General features: G+C 37.9%; 12 protein-coding genes. 1 reads left to right on the top strand and 11 read right to left on the bottom strand.

Going from position 1 to position 17,287, the window contains the following annotated elements:
- From Epro_RS02330 to Epro_RS02285, 10 genes are all read right to left on the bottom strand, one after another.
- Positions 1-1,338, bottom strand: coding sequence for a bifunctional UDP-3-O-[3-hydroxymyristoyl] N-acetylglucosamine deacetylase/3-hydroxyacyl-ACP dehydratase (locus Epro_RS02330; RefSeq protein ID WP_052570216.1), 1,338 nt, complete (start codon positions 1,336-1,338; stop codon positions 1-3).
- Positions 1,331-2,371 carry a UDP-3-O-(3-hydroxymyristoyl)glucosamine N-acyltransferase gene (lpxD, locus tag Epro_RS02325; RefSeq protein ID WP_052570214.1) on the bottom strand — a complete coding sequence of 347 codons (1,041 nt, stop codon included), beginning with the start codon at positions 2,369-2,371 and terminating at the stop codon, positions 1,331-1,333. Before lpxD ends, Epro_RS02330 begins: the two co-directional genes overlap by 8 nt.
- Positions 2,372-2,965: an OmpH/Skp family outer membrane protein gene (locus Epro_RS02320; RefSeq protein WP_052570212.1), complete on the bottom strand. Its 594-nt coding sequence runs from the start codon at positions 2,963-2,965 to the stop codon at positions 2,372-2,374. It lies immediately after the preceding gene.
- Positions 2,955-5,213 carry an outer membrane protein assembly factor BamA gene (gene bamA / locus Epro_RS02315; RefSeq protein ID WP_052570210.1) on the bottom strand — a complete coding sequence of 753 codons (2,259 nt, stop codon included), beginning with the start codon at positions 5,211-5,213 and terminating at the stop codon, positions 2,955-2,957. The genes Epro_RS02320 and bamA overlap by 11 nt, the downstream gene beginning before the upstream one ends.
- Positions 5,214-5,300: 87 nt before the next feature.
- Entirely contained in the window at positions 5,301-9,938 is a 4,638-nt protein-coding gene (locus Epro_RS02310; protein ID WP_052570208.1) for a translocation/assembly module TamB domain-containing protein, read from the bottom strand.
- A gap of 123 nt (positions 9,939-10,061) precedes the next feature.
- Positions 10,062-10,937, bottom strand: a complete 876-nt coding sequence (gene ilvE, locus Epro_RS02305; protein ID WP_052570206.1) for a branched-chain-amino-acid transaminase — start codon at positions 10,935-10,937, stop codon at positions 10,062-10,064.
- Between the two features lie 75 nt (positions 10,938-11,012).
- Positions 11,013-11,684, bottom strand: coding sequence for an ABC transporter ATP-binding protein (locus Epro_RS02300; protein WP_052570202.1), 672 nt, complete (start codon positions 11,682-11,684; stop codon positions 11,013-11,015).
- Positions 11,685-11,689: 5 nt separating this feature from the next.
- Positions 11,690-12,910, bottom strand: a complete 1,221-nt coding sequence (locus Epro_RS02295; protein ID WP_052570200.1) for an ABC transporter permease — start codon at positions 12,908-12,910, stop codon at positions 11,690-11,692.
- Positions 12,911-13,009: 99 nt separating this feature from the next.
- Complete coding sequence (lysS, locus tag Epro_RS02290) at positions 13,010-14,479, bottom strand: lysine--tRNA ligase (RefSeq protein WP_052570199.1); 1,470 nt, start codon at positions 14,477-14,479, stop codon at positions 13,010-13,012.
- A 41-nt stretch (positions 14,480-14,520) separates the two neighbouring features.
- Positions 14,521-14,850, bottom strand: a complete 330-nt coding sequence (locus Epro_RS02285) for a DUF192 domain-containing protein (RefSeq protein ID WP_052570196.1) — start codon at positions 14,848-14,850, stop codon at positions 14,521-14,523.
- Positions 14,851-14,910: 60 nt separating this feature from the next.
- Here Epro_RS02285 and Epro_RS02280 point away from each other — a divergent pair, with 60 nt between their 5' ends.
- Entirely contained in the window at positions 14,911-15,915 is a 1,005-nt protein-coding gene (locus Epro_RS02280; protein ID WP_052570194.1) for a hypothetical protein, read from the top strand.
- Between the two features lie 59 nt (positions 15,916-15,974).
- Here the strand turns inward: Epro_RS02280 and Epro_RS02275 are convergent, their stop codons facing one another.
- Positions 15,975-17,273, bottom strand: coding sequence for an OmpP1/FadL family transporter (locus Epro_RS02275; protein WP_052570192.1), 1,299 nt, complete (start codon positions 17,271-17,273; stop codon positions 15,975-15,977).
- Positions 17,274-17,287 lie beyond the last annotated feature (14 nt).

Genomic DNA, 17,287 nt, shown 5'->3' with positions numbered 1-17,287 from the left:
TTAGGCCTCTTTATCAACTATTATGAACATAAACTCAGCCTCGGTGGTAAGTTTTCCGTCAACAAAAGCCTGACCTTTTACTTTGCCACGTCTTCCGCTGTCTTTTATTGTTTCTACTCTAAGCTCAAGTAAATCGCCGGGCTTTACGGGTTTTCTGAATTTTGCGTTATCTATGGACATAAAATATGCAAGACAATTTTTCATTGTCGGTTTTGAAAGAAACATTACGCAGGAAGTCTGCGCCATTGCTTCAACTATTAAAACGCCGGGCATTATAGGAGCTCCCGGAAAATGTCCCTGAAAAAAACCTTCGTTGCCGCTTACGCATTTGTAGCCCACGGCTTTATTCGGCTCGGCGCTATTTATTTTTATTTTATCTATCATTACAAACGGATATCTGTGAGGTATAATTTTTAAAACTTCTTCATGCGTCAATATTTTTTCCCCTTCTTTAAGCGCAGGGCTTTCCATTACGTCCTCCGTATTATCTTTTTTTATTGTTGCTTTTTTAACAAACTCTTTTACAAAATTTATGTTGTTTAAATGTCCGGGTTTTTCCGCCGTAATTTTTGCTTTTATGGGTTTTCCGGCAAGATATAAATCGCCGATTAAATCTAAAATTTTATGGCGAACAAATTCGTCGGCGTATCTTAAAGGCTCCGGATTGTGAATGCCGTCTATGGAAATAACTATGGCGTTATCCATGTTGCCGCCCAAAGCAAGACCGTTTTTCTGGAGAGCTTCTATTTCATAATCAAAGCAAAACGTTTTTGCCGAAGCTAAATCGCTCAAATAAAAATCTTTATTTACGCAGGACACTTTCATTTCCTGATGCTTTAAATACGGATGGTCAAAGCCTATAGTGCATTCTATTTCAAGTTTGTCCGACGGGTATGCGGATATTTTTGTTTTTCCGGATTCAAAAATAACGGGTTCCGTTATTACGTAATACTCTTTGGGCGCGTCAAGTTCTTTTACGCCGGCTTTTGCCAGAGTTTCGGCAAAAACTTTTGCGCTTCCGTCAAGAATAGGTGGTTCTTCGTTATCAATTTCTATGGTAAGGTTATCTATGCCCAAAGCGTTGCACGACGACATTATATGTTCTATTGTGCTTACTCTTGCTTCGCCTTTTGCTATAACGCTTCCGCGCACAGCCATGTTAAGCAGGGCGTTTGAATACAATGCCGGAATTTCAGGTTTCCCGGACAAATCCGTGCGTATAAATTTAATTCCGGAATTTGCCGGAGCCGACTTAAAAACAACTTTACTTTTTTTGCCGGTATGTAAGCCTACTCCCTCTACATAAGCCTCTGCGGCTATGGTAGTTTGTTTAGCCATTTTGTTTAGTAGTCTCCAAATCTTTTTTTATTTTTCTTATGTCGTGATACATTTGAGGAAGATGCCTTAACGTGGCTCTTATTTTTATACTGTTTTGAAGATCTGTTATCGGGTTTCCGCCTACGATAGCGCCGTCTTCTAAATTTGCCGTAACTCCCGATTGAGCCGTTACGGTTACATTGTTTCCTATTTTTATATGACCTACTATGCCAACCTGCGCGCCGATAGTTACGTTGTTGCCCAATTGAGTGGAGCCTGCTATTCCGGATTCTGCAACTATAATACAATTTTTACCTATTTGAACATTATGCGCTATCATAACAAGATTGTCTATTTTTGTGCCGTCGCCTATTCTTGTTGCGTCAACGGTAGCTCTGTCTATTGTGGTGTGAGCGCCTATTTCCACGTCCGAACCTATTTCTACGCGCCCTATCTGAGGAATTTTATTGTTTACGCCGTCTATTGTGGCAAAACCGAAACCGTCGCCGCCTATTACTACCGACGGCTGCAAAATTACTCTGTCGCCCAGAGAACAGTTTTCTCTTATTACCGCGTTAGGATATATTATGCAGTCTTTTCCTATTTTGACATTTCTTCCTATGTAAACGTTAGGAAATATTTTTGTTCCGCTTCCGACAGACGCCCCATCTTCAATAACGACGTTGTGCCCTATGTAAACGTTTTCTTCCACAACCGCTTTTTGCGAAATATGCGCCGACGGAGAAACTTTATGTTCTATAACGGCAAGTCTTTCTTTATCTATAATGGTTAAAACTACGGAAAATGCGTATTGCGGATTTTTAACTTTTATAACGGTTTTATTTTTAAATTGCGAAGAATCCGTATCTTTTGCAATAAAAAGAACGCTTGCTTTTGTGTTTAAAGCGTCGGCTGTATATTTTAAATTTCCTAAAAACGACACTTCTCCGGCGCGCGCTTCAGACAATCCGTTAGCTCCGGTAATTATTTCCGCTGCATTCCCTTCAAGATCTCCGGAAACTATTTTTGCAAGTTCGGATGCGGTAAGTTTCATTTATCTTCCTTTTAATCTTGTTATAACCTCATCGGTTACATCTTCGTTATTTTGGCTGCCTACAAGAATGCTTTGCTTGTCTAAAACAATATCGGCGCGGTGGCGCTTTGCAACTTCTTTTAAAACAAGTTCTATGTCTTTTAATACCGTTAGAGACTGCTTTTCTTCCATAATAGCCAGCTCGGTTTTCGTGCGTTTGGAAGTTTCGGAAACGGTGCTGCGCAAGTTTTCAATAGTTTTTTTCACTCCGTCAAATTGTTTGGCGTATTCTTCAATAGTTGCCTGATCGTTTCTGTTTTGGGCTTCGTTTATTTTAACGGCTATTTCGCTTAATTTGTTTTCATTGGTTTTAATATCGGAAGAAAGCTTGTCTAAAAGCTCTTTTCTTCCTTTTGCAAAATTTTGCAGAACTTCTCTGTATCTTGCCGTCATTGGGTGGTTTTCAAAAGCTTTTTCCATATCTATAAAAACTATTCCGCTTATGCTGCTTTGCACGTTTTTTTCAGGCGTGCCCGTAACGTGCAGCTCCAAAGCGTAAGAAGACGCAGCGAGAAACAAAAATATAGCGGGTAATAAAAATTTTTTAGAAAACATTTCCAATTGTAAAATAGAACTGCTGCAGCGGTTCTCCCGATTTATGATTTAAGCCGTATCCCCAGTCTAAACGCAACGGGAATACCGGCGTGGCAAAGCGTATGCCGAAACCTACTCCCGAACGCAGGTTGTTTGTCCCCGTGCCGAGAGAGAAATCTATATCGCTTACTTTATCCCACGTTCCGCCGATGTCGTAGAAGAACGCGCCTTGAAGTATTGCTTTTCCTTTATCCGAAACTATAGGGAATTTATATTCTACATTTGCAAGCCCCATAACGGTTCCGCCGTTTTCAGGGCCTATTTCAGTTCTGTACTTGTATCCTCTTATGGTATCGGCTCCGCCTACGTAAAACTTTTCATACAAAGGAACGGTTTTTTGCCCGCCGTAAGAGCCTATCATTGCGGCGTTAACATTGAAAGATAATACAAACTTCCAAAACGTCGGGAAATACCACGTAGATTTTGCAGTCCCTTTAACATAATTTACATTTCCGCCGAGAGGTCCGCCGGCAAATTGTAACGCAAAAAGATGTCTTGAGCCTCTTGACGGGTCAAAAACGTAATCTCTGTTGTCAAAAACTATCTGCGCAAGCACGGCTGAAGTGTTGTCTTTAGATAAGTCCGTTGCGCTTTGTATGTCGCTTAAAACTCGTGAATCTATATCGTAAAGTTTTACGAATTCATAACTGTATCCGAATAAAAGCCCGACGGTTTCGCTAATTCGCGGACCTACTTTTACGCCGGCTCCTATTCTGCTTTCTTTGTAAGCGTCGGTAACGCTTGCGTAATCTCTTGCTCTTTCAATGTTGTATGCGCTTAAGGTTAAGCTTGCGTTTTTATTGAAAATCCACGGTTCCGTCCAATCTATTTCGTAGTTTTGTCTTCTTGCGCCGAATTCCCATAACAAATTAAGTCTCTGTCCGTAGCCGAAAAGATTCATATGTTGAAACTGTATGGAGCCTACGAATTGATCTACCGAAGAGTATCCGGCGCCGGCGGTAATCATACCGGGTTTGCCTTCGGTTATGTTAAAAAGCAAATCCATTGCGTCAGGCGCCTGCGTGGGCAGTATTTGAGGTTCTGCGCCTTCTATAAACCCAAGGTTGTAAATTCTTTCAATGCTTCTGCGGACTTTGCCGGCCGATAAAACGTCTCCGTGTTTTACAAGAATTTCTCTTCTGATAACTTTATCTTTTGTTGAAACAAGCCCTTCAATGTAAACGTTGCCTACATATACTACCGCGTTTTCCTGTATGGCAAAATCTATGTCCACTATTCCGGTTTGCTCATCTCCGTTAAACGACGGAACAACTTGCGCGTGCAAATAACCTCTGTCTGAATACAAGTCGTAAACGCCCTGAAGCGTTTCGGCAATTTTTGACTGTTGAAACTGGGCGCCTTTTGTAATTTTAAGAGATTTTGTTATTTCTTTGTCCGTAAGCGCTTCGTTTCCTCCGTAAGTAATGTTTCCTATTTTATAGTTTGCGCCTTCGCTGATGCTTAAAGTTATAAGCATTTGCGTGCGGTCGTCGTTGTAGGTTATTGTGGAATCTAAAAGTTTATATTCCATATACCCGTTATTTTTATAGAAAGTTTCTATTAAGCCGATGTCGGTTCTGAACGTATCTTCTTTGAAAACTTTTTTAACTTTAGTTTTCATAAGTTTAACTATCTTTTTTTCTTTAAACGCCACAGTGCCGTCTATTTTTATGCCGCCTACGACAATTTTATTATTTTCCGTAATAAGAAAATTGACGGTCATTATATTTGTTTCGGCGTCTGTTGTAGGATACGCTTCAATTTCGCAGTCGGCATAGCCGGCGTCTTTGTATAAAAGAGCTATTTTGGCTTTTGTTTCGTCAAGCTTGGCGCTGTCGTAATATTGTTTTTCTTTTAATGTGCTTTCGCTCTTTAACTTTCCCGAAGAAAACTGTTTGTTGCCTTTAAAATTTATCTTTTTTATGTATGGTTTTTCCGTAACTATATAAGATAGAGTTCCGTTTTCTTTATTGAAGTTAAATTCAACGTCTTCAAAAGAACCTAAATCTAAAATAGCGCGAACGTCGCTTCTTGCAATATCGTCGGAATACTCCATGCCTTTTTTCTTGAGTTCAATAACGGAAGTGACGGTTTTGATTTTAACATTTTGCAGCCCTTCAATTTGCACGCGCATAACTTTATCGGTATCGGCAAACGCGTTTACGCTTAAGATGGTCGCAGCAAAAATCGCAAAGATAAATTTTTTCATTTGTATTCCTTAAAAAATAATAGTATTAATATAAAATGCACGTTGAACATTTTATTAAAAAAGCATAAAAATTTCAATGATTTTTATTTATTTCTTCGGAAGTCCGAACCTTATTTGGTGCTGCAGCATAAACTTTCTGTCAGGTTGGTGAAATTGAACTTCTTTTTCAAGCTCATAACTTCCGCTTAAAAATAGATTATTTGTAAGCCTGTATCGCATTTCTATTTCATGGCGAAGGTCAAGTTTCTGCTCAATTTGGTCTATAACCATAGAGTATCCAAGCAATAATTTATCGGTAATATTTTTTTCAAACGAATATTTAGAACCGTATAACAGGCTTAAAAAGTCCTGATTTTCTTCTGAAGGCGCCACAACCTGATCTTGCGCCATATATGCAACGCGCACGTTGTCTATAAGCCCGGTTCTTCTCAAAATAGTGCGGGCAAAAGGCGTGGCAAAGCTTGAATCTATAAGGCGCAAAGCCTGCTGGCGTATGGAGTAATCCGACATTGTTGAAGAGTTTTCTTCGGTTTCATTGCGAACGATTTGTTCCGTTCCTGTAATTTTTGCCAATGCTGTTTGCGAGTCCATAGTCGGGTCGTCTTTAGAATAATAGCGAATGTTTAAAGATTTTATTTCGGATTTTGTTACCGACATTCCGAAAGTTCCGTATTCGGCTTTTGCCGGAGAATATACCTGCGTTTCCGCTTCTCCCGATATAAAAATATTTTTTGAATCTGCTATTTCAACTTTTGCGTTTAAAATATCAAAAGTAATTCCGAAGTAACTTATCGTGCCTTTTTGCGAATCTAAAATGCCCAAAGGTTTCACTGCGCCGTAAGTTCCCGTTAAAAACAAACTTCCGTTAACCCACGCGTCGGCAAACGAATTTTCATATTTTGTGTTTTTTCCGCTTCTAAGCTCTAAGTCAAGCTCTGCTTCTTTTGGAATTATTGAAGACGATCCCGGATTTCTTGACGCAGGCGGGTAGCAAATTCTTGTATTTTCCAAAACTACCACGCCGGCAATTTTAGGTTTTTCGCCTGCGCCTGTAATTGTTAAATCAAAAGTGGGTTCGCCTTTTGAGTAGTCCTGCATTATTGCTTTAGAACCTATAAAACTTGGAATAGGCAGCTCTAAAACGCGCAGGCTCATTCCTTTTTTGTCGGCGGTAAAAATTCTCAGGTTAAAATCCGCTATTTTTAAACTTTCAAGCAAAACCGAACCTTCGGCGTTTACTTTCCCCGCTCCGGATTTAAATGAAAATTTATTGATTTGAATGCGGTTGTCCGAAAGCGTAATATCCGCGGTAACGTCTTTAGCTTTTTCAATATAATTTTTTACGGCGATAATGCCGTTAGATATGTTAAGCTGCCCGTTGCTTATTATTTTGCCGTAAACGCCTTTAAGAGAACCGTTAAAATTTAATTTACCCGACGACGGCATTAAATATCCGTTTGTAATGTATTGTAAAACGCTCATTTTCGCGTCTTCAACGGAATAGTAAATTTCCAACGGCATTTTTTTCATTTCTTTTTCAACGGAAGGGTCAAGCCACAAAGGAAAACGCCCGCTTACGGAAACGTTTACTTCATTTTTTTTATAAATTCTCGCTTTTTTTATTTCAGCTATATTATTTTCCAGAAGCATTGAAACGTCAAAAGCGTCAAAAGGAATTTCCATTATGCTGCCGTTTGACGAATTTATTTCAAGCGAAGCTTTCGGGTTTTTCAAGTGTCCGGTAAAACTTAAATTTATATCGGTTTCCCCAATCATTTCAACGGGCAGCTCAAAGGCATCGGAAAGAAATTCCCAGCTGATTCTTTTTCCTAAAGCGAAAGCGTTTATGTTGTCTTGCTTTATCGAAGCGTTGACGGTAAACAAGCCGCCGTCTTTTGCAACGGTAAAGTTTTCAATTGTAATTGCATCGCCGAATTTTACCGTTCCGCTTGCATTTAAAACGCCTTCGGGCGCATTGTCTTTAAATATTTTCAGAGACTTATCTTTTATTTCATAGTTAAAATTAGCGTTTGTAAGTTTATATCTGTTAATCCAAAAATTATTAAAAGTAATGTCGCCGGAATATATTGAACCGCCTTTTTGTTTTTTCATAACTCCCGAAAGTGAAATTTGACCGAAAACATCGGCAAAACCGGCATGAGCGTTTACCAGCGACAAATCTATGAAATACTTGCCGCTTGCAATGTTAAATCCGGCGCTTTCCGCCTTAATTTCACTGTCTGAAATTTTTGCCGACGCGCTGCTTAAAGAAATAAGTTTATCGTGTATTATAACGTTAGATTTAAAATCTGTTATTTTTGCATTTTTTATAAGAAAGTTTTTTGATCCTAAAAACATTTTTAAATAAGGTTTGCCGTTTACTTTATAAAAAGATCCGCTGCCGGAAAACAAACCTTTTACCGGGCTTACAAAGCCTATAAACTTGTTTATAATTTCTTCCGAGGCGTTTTCAAATTCTACTGATATGTTTTCATTTTCCCCGTAAGAGCCTTTTAGAAGCGCTTTAGTTTCTTTTGACGCTAACAAAGCTTTTTCTACTTTTAATATTTTATTTTCATAAAGCATGTCGGCGGAAAATGCAAACGGCACTTTAAGATATTCTCCTTTTTTTATGTTGGACTCTATTTTTACAGAAGGGCTTGCAAACGTTCCCCACAGCTTAACGTAGCCGTTGAAAATTCCGTAAAGCTGAGGATATACATTTTTTATATCGGTATTTTTAAATGACAGCATTCCGTTTAAATCTTTTTCCTCAAAGCTTGCCGTAAAATTTCCGGAGATGCCGTTATCCGTACGCAGCGACGACACAACTGCTCTTTGGGAGGAAACGGTTACATCTGCGGATAGTTTTTGAATTGCCATTCCCGCGGCTTTTATATTTTTTCCGGATAACTCGCCTTTAACTTCGTTTTTGCCGGAAAGTTTGCCTTTAAAAGTAAGATCTGCATTGATATTGGCGCCGGACAGAATTATATTTTTAGCTTTTATATCAAATTTAGATTCTGGAGTATCTTTTGAAAAACCAAGCAGCCCGCTTATATCCAAATCTGCTCCGGCGTTGTCGGATTTTAAAATAAAGCGAGATATTCGGACGCTTTTATAATTAACATTTCCCTTTGCTTCAAGAAATTTAAATTTATTTGCGTATAATACTCCGTTGACTGCAGAAAGATCAAACTCTACATCCGCGCCTCTGTTATATTTAATGTATCCGTTTGCCGTGCCGCTTACTATATTTTGCGAATATCCTAAAGCTTTAAAAATATTATATACGCTGAGGTTTAAAAAATTAAAGTCAAAACTTAAAACTTTTGTTTTTTCAAAAGTTCCGTTAAACAACACGGACTTATCGCTTTTTACGATGTTGACATTATATAAACCGTTATTTTTTGAAAGTTTCCCTTTAATGTCTGTTCTGTTAATGTTTTTTGCCTGAAAGTTTCTTATATCAACATCTATATTCCCATCGGTTTTACCCAAAGAACCTAAAACAGACACGGCTCCCGAAGGGTCTTTGCATATAAAAGGAAGGGCAGGAAGTCTTGCTGCGGAAATATTTTTTAAATCTACTTTAATAGTTTCATCTTTAATATTTCCGGATGCCGCGCCCGACACAACTCCGTCAAGAATTAGTTTTAAAGAGTAAGAGCCGCCGTTAAAATAAGTAAATGCCGCCGCCTCGCGCAGACCGTAAACGCAATAAATCTCATATTTGCCTTCTTTGCCGGTTGAAGCCGTTAAATTATAGTTTCCAAGTAAAAAACCATATGCCGACAGATTTTGTATTTTAACGTTTATACTGCTTTTTGAATTTTTATAAGAGCCGTTGTAGTTGATTTTGGCGGAAAAATTTTTATTTATTTTTTCAAGTTCGGTTTCGCCGTTTACCAAAAATTCCGATAAATTTTCAGAAGTTAAATTAATTTTTCCGAACTCGCCTGATATGTTTGCTTTAAGTTTTTTATTTTTTATCGAAAGCGAACCAGCGGCATTTGATATTTCAAAACCTTTGTAAGCTATTTTTTGAATATTTATATTTTGAAAAACTTCAGAGAGTCCGGAGTTAGCGGTTCCCAAAAAATTAGCCGATACCGTAAGTTCCCCGTTTGAAGAAAGCGTCGAGTTTAAATTATATTGGGCAGTTGAAGAGAAAAGCAATAAAGATTTTAAAGTTACGGTTGAGTTTAAAAGAAAATAGGAGGCTTCCCCCTCTATTTTTTTATTGTTTATCGAAAAATTTATGCCGGATAAACAAACAGATCCGGAGCTTGATTGCAAAACTAAATTATCTACGGATAGGTTAATTGTATTTTCCGGCAAGGAAAATTTAATTGGAGAGTTTTCAGCGCCTGCAGAATCAGTTTTATTTTTTAAAGAAAGATTTGAAGGCAGCGAAAGCCTATCAACGTGGATTTTGCTTAAATATTTTTCGGGGGTTTTAAAATTCCCGAATAATCTGAAAAAGTTTATTCTAAAAGACGCGTAATCGGCGTGTATTGAATTATCTATGCTGATATCCGAAAATGCTACGCTTGCCGTAAGCGGATTAATATAAATTTTTTCTAAAGTTATTTCATGTCCGGCGGAGCGGCTTAAAAAATTTATCAAATGAGGCACTATCAGCATATTGCGTAAGTTATATGCCGTTATCAACAAAACCGCAGCAGCGGATATTAGAATGATGTTTTTTAGATGTTTCCGCATTTTTATGCCGTAAAACCGCTTAATATATAAACGTTTTTAGAAAGAATTTTATTGGATGATCGGCGGATATTTGCCGGCGGCGCAGTGTTTACCTATTGCCTGCGCCGCAAGCAAACAGTAACGTTATTTTATAGGAATACCGGTAGATCTTGCGAGATTTTTGAACTCTTTAATTAATTTCACGGTTATCTTGCCGGGTTTTCCCGAGCCTATTTCCCTTGAATCTGCAATTACTACAGGGATAATTTCCGCAGCAGTGCCCGTTAAGAAACATTCATCGGAATTATAAACGCTGTAAATTGTGAGTTTTTCTTCTCTTACCTGAATTTTAAGTTTATTTTTTGCAAGCTCTATTACCGCGTCTCTGGTTATGCCTATAAGGGCGCCCTCGGAAGCCGGAGGAGTGTAGAGAATTCCGTCTTTAATGATAAATATGTTATCGCCCGTGCATTCTGCAACGTAACCTTCGGAGTTAAGTATAATGGCTTCCATAACGCCGCTGCGAACAGCTTCCATTTTTGCAAGAATATTGTTTAAATAATTCAACGATTTTATGTTAGGGCTTAAAGTATCCGGACGATTTCTTCTTGTGGACGCCGTTATAACTTCCATGCCTTCTTCATAAAGTTTATCGGGGTACAAAGAAATAGCGTCGGTAATTATTACAACAGACGGAGGTTGCGTGCATTTTCTCGGGTCAAGTCCTAAATCTCCGCAGCCTCTTGTGACTAAAAGTCTTATGTAACCGTCGGTTAATTTGTTTGCAAGAAGCGTTTTAATGACGGCTTTTTCCATATCAATTTTGCTTAACGGAATTGTAAGATTTATAGCTTTTGCAGACGCCCAAAGTCTGTCAAGGTGCTCTTTTAATCTGAAAACTCTGCCGTTATATGCTCTTATGCCTTCAAAAATTCCGTCTCCGTAGAGCAAACCGTGATCAAAAACTGAAATTTTTGCGTCTTCTTTTGCAACTAATTTTCCGTCAAGATAAATTTTCATTTCATCTTCCCCTTTAAAATACAATTGAGACAATGCTGTTACCTGCAAATTTTATTAATTATCCATTTTCAATTCTTAATTTTTAATTGTCGTTACCTTCCCGTCTCTCATTTTTATTATTCTGTCGGCTTTTAACGCAAGTTTATCGTTGTGGGTTACCAAAATTAAAGTGGCTTTTGTTTCAGACACTGTGGCAAACAAAAGTTTTTCTATTTCTTTTCCCGTGGCTCTGTCAAGGTTTCCCGTAGGCTCGTCGGCAAAAATAATTTTCGGATTATTTATAAGCGCTCTGGCAAGAGCCGCGCGCTGCTGTTCTCCGCCGGAAAGTTCGTTTGGAAAATGCGCCGCCCTGTGCGACAGTCCGACTTTTTTTAAAATTTTTTCCGCGTCTTTTATTTTTGTTTCTTTAATGTTCCACACCGGAAGCAAAATATTTTCTAAAACCGTGAAATCAGAAAGAAGATAATGAAACTGAAAAATAAAACCTATGTTATCTTTTCTCATTTTGCACAAGTAGGCGTCGTTTGATTTAAAGCAATCAATTGCGTCTATTAAAACTTTACCGGAAGACGGTCTGTCCATAAGTCCTAAAATGTGTATAAGCGTGCTTTTTCCCGCGCCGGAAGGACCTGTAAAAGCTATTGTTTCGCCGGATTTAATATTAAGATTAACACCGCTCAAAACGCGAACGTCTTTTGAGTCTCTTTTTTTATAAATTTTTGTTAAATTGACAGCTTTAATATTCATTTATTCTATCCGTACCGAATTGCTTCAAGCGGATCTAACTTTGACACTTGATACGCCGGATAAAGCCCGGCAAGAACCGTTATCAAAAACGCGCTTGCGGCTATAAGTAAAATATCCGAAGGAATTATGGCAACCGGCAGCCTGTCAACGTAATATACGCCTTGCGGAAGTTTGAATATTTCAAAATATTTAAGTATTAAACTTACGCATACGCCGAAAAATAACCCTAAAACCGTTCCTATAAAACCCACTATAAGCCCTTCGTAGAAGAAAATTTTAGCTATAGATTTTTTAGAAAACCCCATAGCGGACATTATGCCTATCTCTTTTGATTTTTGCGCGCTCAGCAACAAAAGATTTGAAATAATGTTAAACGCCGCCACCAAAATTATAAGCCCTAAAACCAAAAACATCATTATTTTTTCAAGTTTTAACGCCGAGAATAAATTTTTATTCATCTCTATCCACGCTTTGGCTCTGTAAGGAAAGGATATTTCTTTTTCAATAGCGTGCGCCGTGGAAACGGCTTTATCAAAATTTTTAGTGTGAACGCTTATTCCGCTTACTTCGCCTTGCATATTAAACATTTTCTGAGCTTCGTTTAAATCCATAAAAGCAAGATACGAGTCAAACTCATACATTCCCGAGTGTATAACCGCCGCCACATTAAATTTATACATTTTAGGAACGCTCGTTAAGCCGCTTGGAAACATAAGAATTACTTCGTCTCCGGCGGTGGCGGAAATTTGTTTTGCCATTTCATTGCCTATTATAATATTTCTTGCGCCGATATTTTTTTTATCAAAAGACAAATCCGAAACCGATATTTGCTTTGAAAGATTTACCATTTTATCTTCGCAAGCAAAATCTACGGCTTTTATTACTATGCCCGTGGAGGCGGGCGAATTTTGGCTTCTTATAATTCCGTTTACGTAAATAAACGGCGAAAAGCTGACGACGTTTTTATTTTCTTTTATTACGTCTTCAAGAGCGGCGTAGTTTGTAAACGCCGCGCCGTCTATTCTGTTTACTATTATGTGCGGCTGTATGCCTAAAATTTTATTTCTTATATCGTTTTGAAAACCGCTCATTATTGCAAGCGTTATAACAAGAGCCGCAACGCCCAAAGTTGTTCCGCCCACAGCTATTAAAGTTGTAAGCAGCGAAAAAAAACCTTTTTTGCGCGCCTTTAAATATCTAAATGCAATAAACGTTTCTACGGACATAAATTCCTTTTAGAGACAAGATGATAAGACGTTAGGACAATAGGTATAAAACTTGTTTTTGCTTATCCTCATATCATCATAACATCATATCTTCAAACATTATTCCGGTCTCATTGCGGGAAATGTTAGCACTTCTCTTATTGATTCGGTCTTTGTTAAAATCATTACAAGTCTATCTATGCCTATGCCAAGCCCGCCTGTGGGAGGAAGTCCCTGTTCAAGAGCGAAAATAAAATCTTCGTCGTAAGGCATAACTTCGTCGTCGCCTTTTTTCTTTGCTTCCATTTGCTCTGAAAATCTTTTTCTTTGAAGTTCAGGGTCGTTAAGTTCGGAGTAAGCGTTGCCTATTTCCATTCCGTTAATGTATAGCTCAAATCTTTCAGCAATTTCGGGCTGATCAAATTTAACTTTTGACAACGGCGAGTAAACCGCCGGATAATCCATAACAAACGTCGGAGTTTGTAAATGCGGAATTACTTTTTCATCAAAAAGCTGGTCTAAAACTTTTTTATCGGCAGCTTCCGGAGACACGTCAAGATTTAAATGTTTTACCTGCTCATACATTTTCCCCGTTTCAACGTATTGAAGCAGCTCAAGCCCTGTGTATTCTTTTATTAAGTCAAACATTTTGGCTCTTCTAAATTCCAAATTTACGGTAGAACCTATTTTTGCCGCCGCCGTTTTTATAAGCGTTTCGGTTATGTCCATCATGTCGTTATAATCGGCATATGCTTGATAAAGCTCTAACATTGTAAATTCAGGGTTATGATTTTTATCTATTCCCTCATTTCTGAAATTTCTTCCGATTTCAAAAACTCTGTCTATGCCGCCGACAACCAATCTTTTTAAATAAAGTTCCGGCGCTATTCTTAAAAATAAATTTATATCTAACGCGTTGTGATGCGTTACAAAAGGTCTTGCGTTGGCGCCGCCGGCTAAAGACTGAAGCGTAGGCGTTTCCACTTCAATAAAGTTTAACTCTTCAAGCTTGTGTCTTATTGCGGAAATTATCGCCGCTCTTTTTACAAATACGTCTTTTACGTCGGCATTTGCTATTAAATCAAGATATCTTTGTCTGTATCTTGTTTCCGTATCTTTAAGACCGTGCCATTTCTCGGGAAGAGGTCTGAAGGCTTTTGTAAGCATGCTCCAGCTTTCAACCATAATGCTTAATTCGTTGGTTCTTGTGCGAAAAGGCACGCCTTCAACGGCTATAATATCCGACAAGTCCACCATATCTTTAAAAAGTTTATATTTATCCGCGCCTACTTTATCCGCGCGAATGTAAATTTGAATTTTCCCCGTTCCGTCGCGCAAATCTAAAAACGCGGCTTTTCCCATGTTTCTATAAGTCATAACTCTGCCGGCTGCTTTTACTTTTATATCCGAAACTTGTTCTTTTTCAAGGGAAGAAAACTCTTTTTGCAAAATGTCTATATTTTTATCAAGCGCGTATTTGGCGGGATAAGGATTTATTCCCTGCGCCGCTAAATCTATCGCTTTTTGCTTTCTTTGCTGCATAATTTGTTCTATTGGGGCTGCTGTTTGAGGCTGTTGGTTATTTTCCATTTCACGTGTCCTTGTAAAGTTTAAAAATCTTTGAAATTATATCATTTTTTCATTTTGACTGCAAATTTACGCAAATTTAAACTTTTCTTTAGATTTTCAGCGTTTTTTGGAGCAATTTCTGTTGGAATTTCAAGTATTGAAACGGCATTTTTCACCGGTAAAACCAGCCGCCAGGGTCTAACGTTCTTTTTAATAGATATAATTTCATTTTTTTTATTTAAAAAAACTACATTTATATTGAATTTCATAAAAAATGTGTGAACAGACGTGCAGTTTTTAAAAAACAACGCGTAGCCGGCATTTTCTTTAAACATAAATCCGCAAAATCTTTCCAAAAAAGTTTTTGCCTGCAAAATTTTAAGTTTTTTCATATGCGCCTTTAATTTTGTATAATAAGCAAAGATATATTTATTTCAAAAGGATAACGTAAAATGAAAAAAAATATTTTCGCCTTAACGTTTTTTACTTTTGCGGCCACAGCCGGATTGTTTTTTTTATTGAGCAACGTTTTAATAAAGTTTGAAACGGCTGACGCCCGAGCTCTTTCCGACGAGAAAATTAAAAATGCAATTTATAAAGTTTTGCCGCAAATAAATAAAAACCTTGAAAATTCCGACGACATAGCGCTTATATATAATATGGAGACTCTTAAAAAAACTAAAAGCGTGGCGGCGGTATTTATACTTGATAAAAACAACAATGTTATTATACATAATATAGCCGACGAAATTCACACGCTAAAAACAGGCGCGCCTTACGATGCGGCGAGAGATTCCAAAGACGTTTTGTTCCAAAGAAATTTGCCGCAGTCCGGAGAGACTCTTTTATCGGTTCCTCTTGCAAAAGAAAATACGCTTATTTGCGTTTTAACTGATAAAGACATTGCAAAAACTCTTAAAATAAGATACTACACAATAGGTTCTGCGGCGGCGCTTTTGATAGCCGTTATTTTATACTTGCTTGCAAAACTTTTTGTTTTGCTGCCCTTTAACAGAACTAAAAAAGCTTTGGAAAAACAATCGGCGCAAGACATAAAGGACGGCAAATACGACGAGATAACAGATATTTTTGTAACGGAAAATGAAAAATATAACAGGCAAATAACGGCTCTTGAAAATAATAATGAAAACTTAAGCGAAATAATAGAATATTATTTCAGCCTTTCGGGCAGCAAGCATTTGGCGTTTATAATTTTAAATTCCGCAAACAATATAGTTTACGCTTACGACAGCACGCAGGAATTTCTAAAAAAAGATTTTACAAAAGATTCAAATATTCTTGAAGCCGTTGCGGCGCCTGAAATTTTAAAACTTGTTAATATGGCGCACGGTAAACCGGGATATGAAGTAATTGATAATATTTTAAACCATAAGGTTGCGGTAGTTTCCATTGGAAATAAAGAATCAATATCCGGAACTATAATAAAAGTTGTTTAAACATAAAATAAAAAAAGCCGAACAGGAAATATTTCCTGTTCGGCTTTTTTTATTTTAAATTATTTCTTTTCTTCTTGTGAATGTTCCGAGGTCGGCGCCGTCGCTTCTGCAGGTTTCTGGTTTACTTCTTCAGCAGGTTTGTTCGCCGCTTCCAAAGCTTTTTTAGCAGCTATATCTTTGCCGAAAAGTCTGCCTGTTTGGTGACCCACTTTAAATGCCAAAGTGAACTGATTAACCCACGCTGTTTCGCTTGAATACTGCGAATCTTGGCCGAAATATGCATATGCAAGCTGGAATCCGTTTGTTTCAATTCCAAGTCCAAATGCGATATTTCCCGAGTTCAATCCTAATCTTAACGCAAACGGACTGAATCTGTATTCCGCGCCTACGTGAAGTTTTTTATAAAATTCTCCGTCGGGCTCGTTGTCTGACCCTGCAAAATCTCTGATATCTGCCGCAAGAGTAAGCCTATTGTTTGTTTCTATATTAAATATTCTTTCGGGAACATAAGATACGCCGAAGTTAAGCATAGGCTTTATTGTTTCTTCATAATTTGAGTAATCTGTGGTGCCCGTAGAGCTTGCCGAAGAAGAATCGTATTTTATTTTAGTTCCCCACACGTCTTTTACTTGCAAACCGAAATTTAACTCTTTAGTGAAAGTGTAAAGAAGTCCAAGGTCTGCGCCAAAGCCTGTGCCGTAAAAATATTTTGAAGACATATTGTCCCATTCGTCCGAATCAAAATATGCGGAAGCTTTAATTCTTTCAATATATTTAAAATTTGCGCCGATAGAAAGTTTTCCGGGCAAGTCAATTGCGCTAAGGTCTGTTATCTGATACGCAACGGGAACTGCAAAAAAGCCCGTTCCGCTTATGTTAAAATCAACATACATGCGCGTTGCCGATAAATCAAATTTAAAGCTTGCTTCCCCTGAAGCAAATATTCCGGCTCCGAAAGACAAGTAGTTGTTTCCAACTGCAATAGGAGCGGTAAGGAAAGAAAGATTAGGCAGCGACAAGCTTATGCTTGGCGATTGTTTTAAAAGATCAAGCTGCTCATCTAAAGGAAGATTGTCAAAATTAGATATGTCTTTGAAACGCTTTGTGAAAAAGTTCATATCCTGAATTTGCGCGTCTATGGATATAATTTGAAGCAAATAACCGTCTCTTTGAGTTATTCCGGCAGGATTGTAGAAAAATGCATTTTCATCGTCGGCAACAGCGGTAAACGCGCCGCCCATACCGTTTACTCTGTAACCTTTTATAAGGTCATACCTGTCAACTGCGTAAGACAGCGAAACAGAAACAAAAACAAACATCGCGGAAACAAACAACTGCAACAGTCTTTTGCAAAACATTTCATTCTCCTTTA

The organism is Endomicrobium proavitum (assembly GCF_001027545.1).
Classification (GTDB): Bacteria; Elusimicrobiota; Endomicrobiia; order Endomicrobiales; family Endomicrobiaceae; genus Endomicrobium; species Endomicrobium proavitum.
This window is presented reverse-complemented; position numbering and strand designations above follow the sequence as displayed.

Coding starts and splice junctions, on each gene's coding strand:
- lpxD (WP_052570214.1), bottom strand. CDS start 2,371: ATGAAACTTACCGCATCCGAACTTGCAAAAATAGTTTCCGGAGATCTT.
- bamA (WP_052570210.1), bottom strand. CDS start 5,213: ATGAAAAAATTTATCTTTGCGATTTTTGCTGCGACCATCTTAAGCGTA.
- Epro_RS02310 (WP_052570208.1), bottom strand. CDS start 9,938: ATGCGGAAACATCTAAAAAACATCATTCTAATATCCGCTGCTGCGGTT.
- Epro_RS02275 (WP_052570192.1), bottom strand. CDS start 17,273: ATGTTTTGCAAAAGACTGTTGCAGTTGTTTGTTTCCGCGATGTTTGTT.
- ilvE (WP_052570206.1), bottom strand. CDS start 10,937: ATGAAAATTTATCTTGACGGAAAATTAGTTGCAAAAGAAGACGCAAAA.
- lysS (WP_052570199.1), bottom strand. CDS start 14,479: ATGGAAAATAACCAACAGCCTCAAACAGCAGCCCCAATAGAACAAATT.
- Epro_RS02320 (WP_052570212.1), bottom strand. CDS start 2,965: ATGTTTTCTAAAAAATTTTTATTACCCGCTATATTTTTGTTTCTCGCT.
- Epro_RS02295 (WP_052570200.1), bottom strand. CDS start 12,910: ATGTCCGTAGAAACGTTTATTGCATTTAGATATTTAAAGGCGCGCAAA.
- Epro_RS02300 (WP_052570202.1), bottom strand. CDS start 11,684: ATGAATATTAAAGCTGTCAATTTAACAAAAATTTATAAAAAAAGAGAC.
- Epro_RS02285 (WP_052570196.1), bottom strand. CDS start 14,850: ATGAAAAAACTTAAAATTTTGCAGGCAAAAACTTTTTTGGAAAGATTT.
- Epro_RS02330 (WP_052570216.1), bottom strand. CDS start 1,338: ATGGCTAAACAAACTACCATAGCCGCAGAGGCTTATGTAGAGGGAGTA.
- Epro_RS02280 (WP_052570194.1), top strand. CDS start 14,911: ATGAAAAAAAATATTTTCGCCTTAACGTTTTTTACTTTTGCGGCCACA.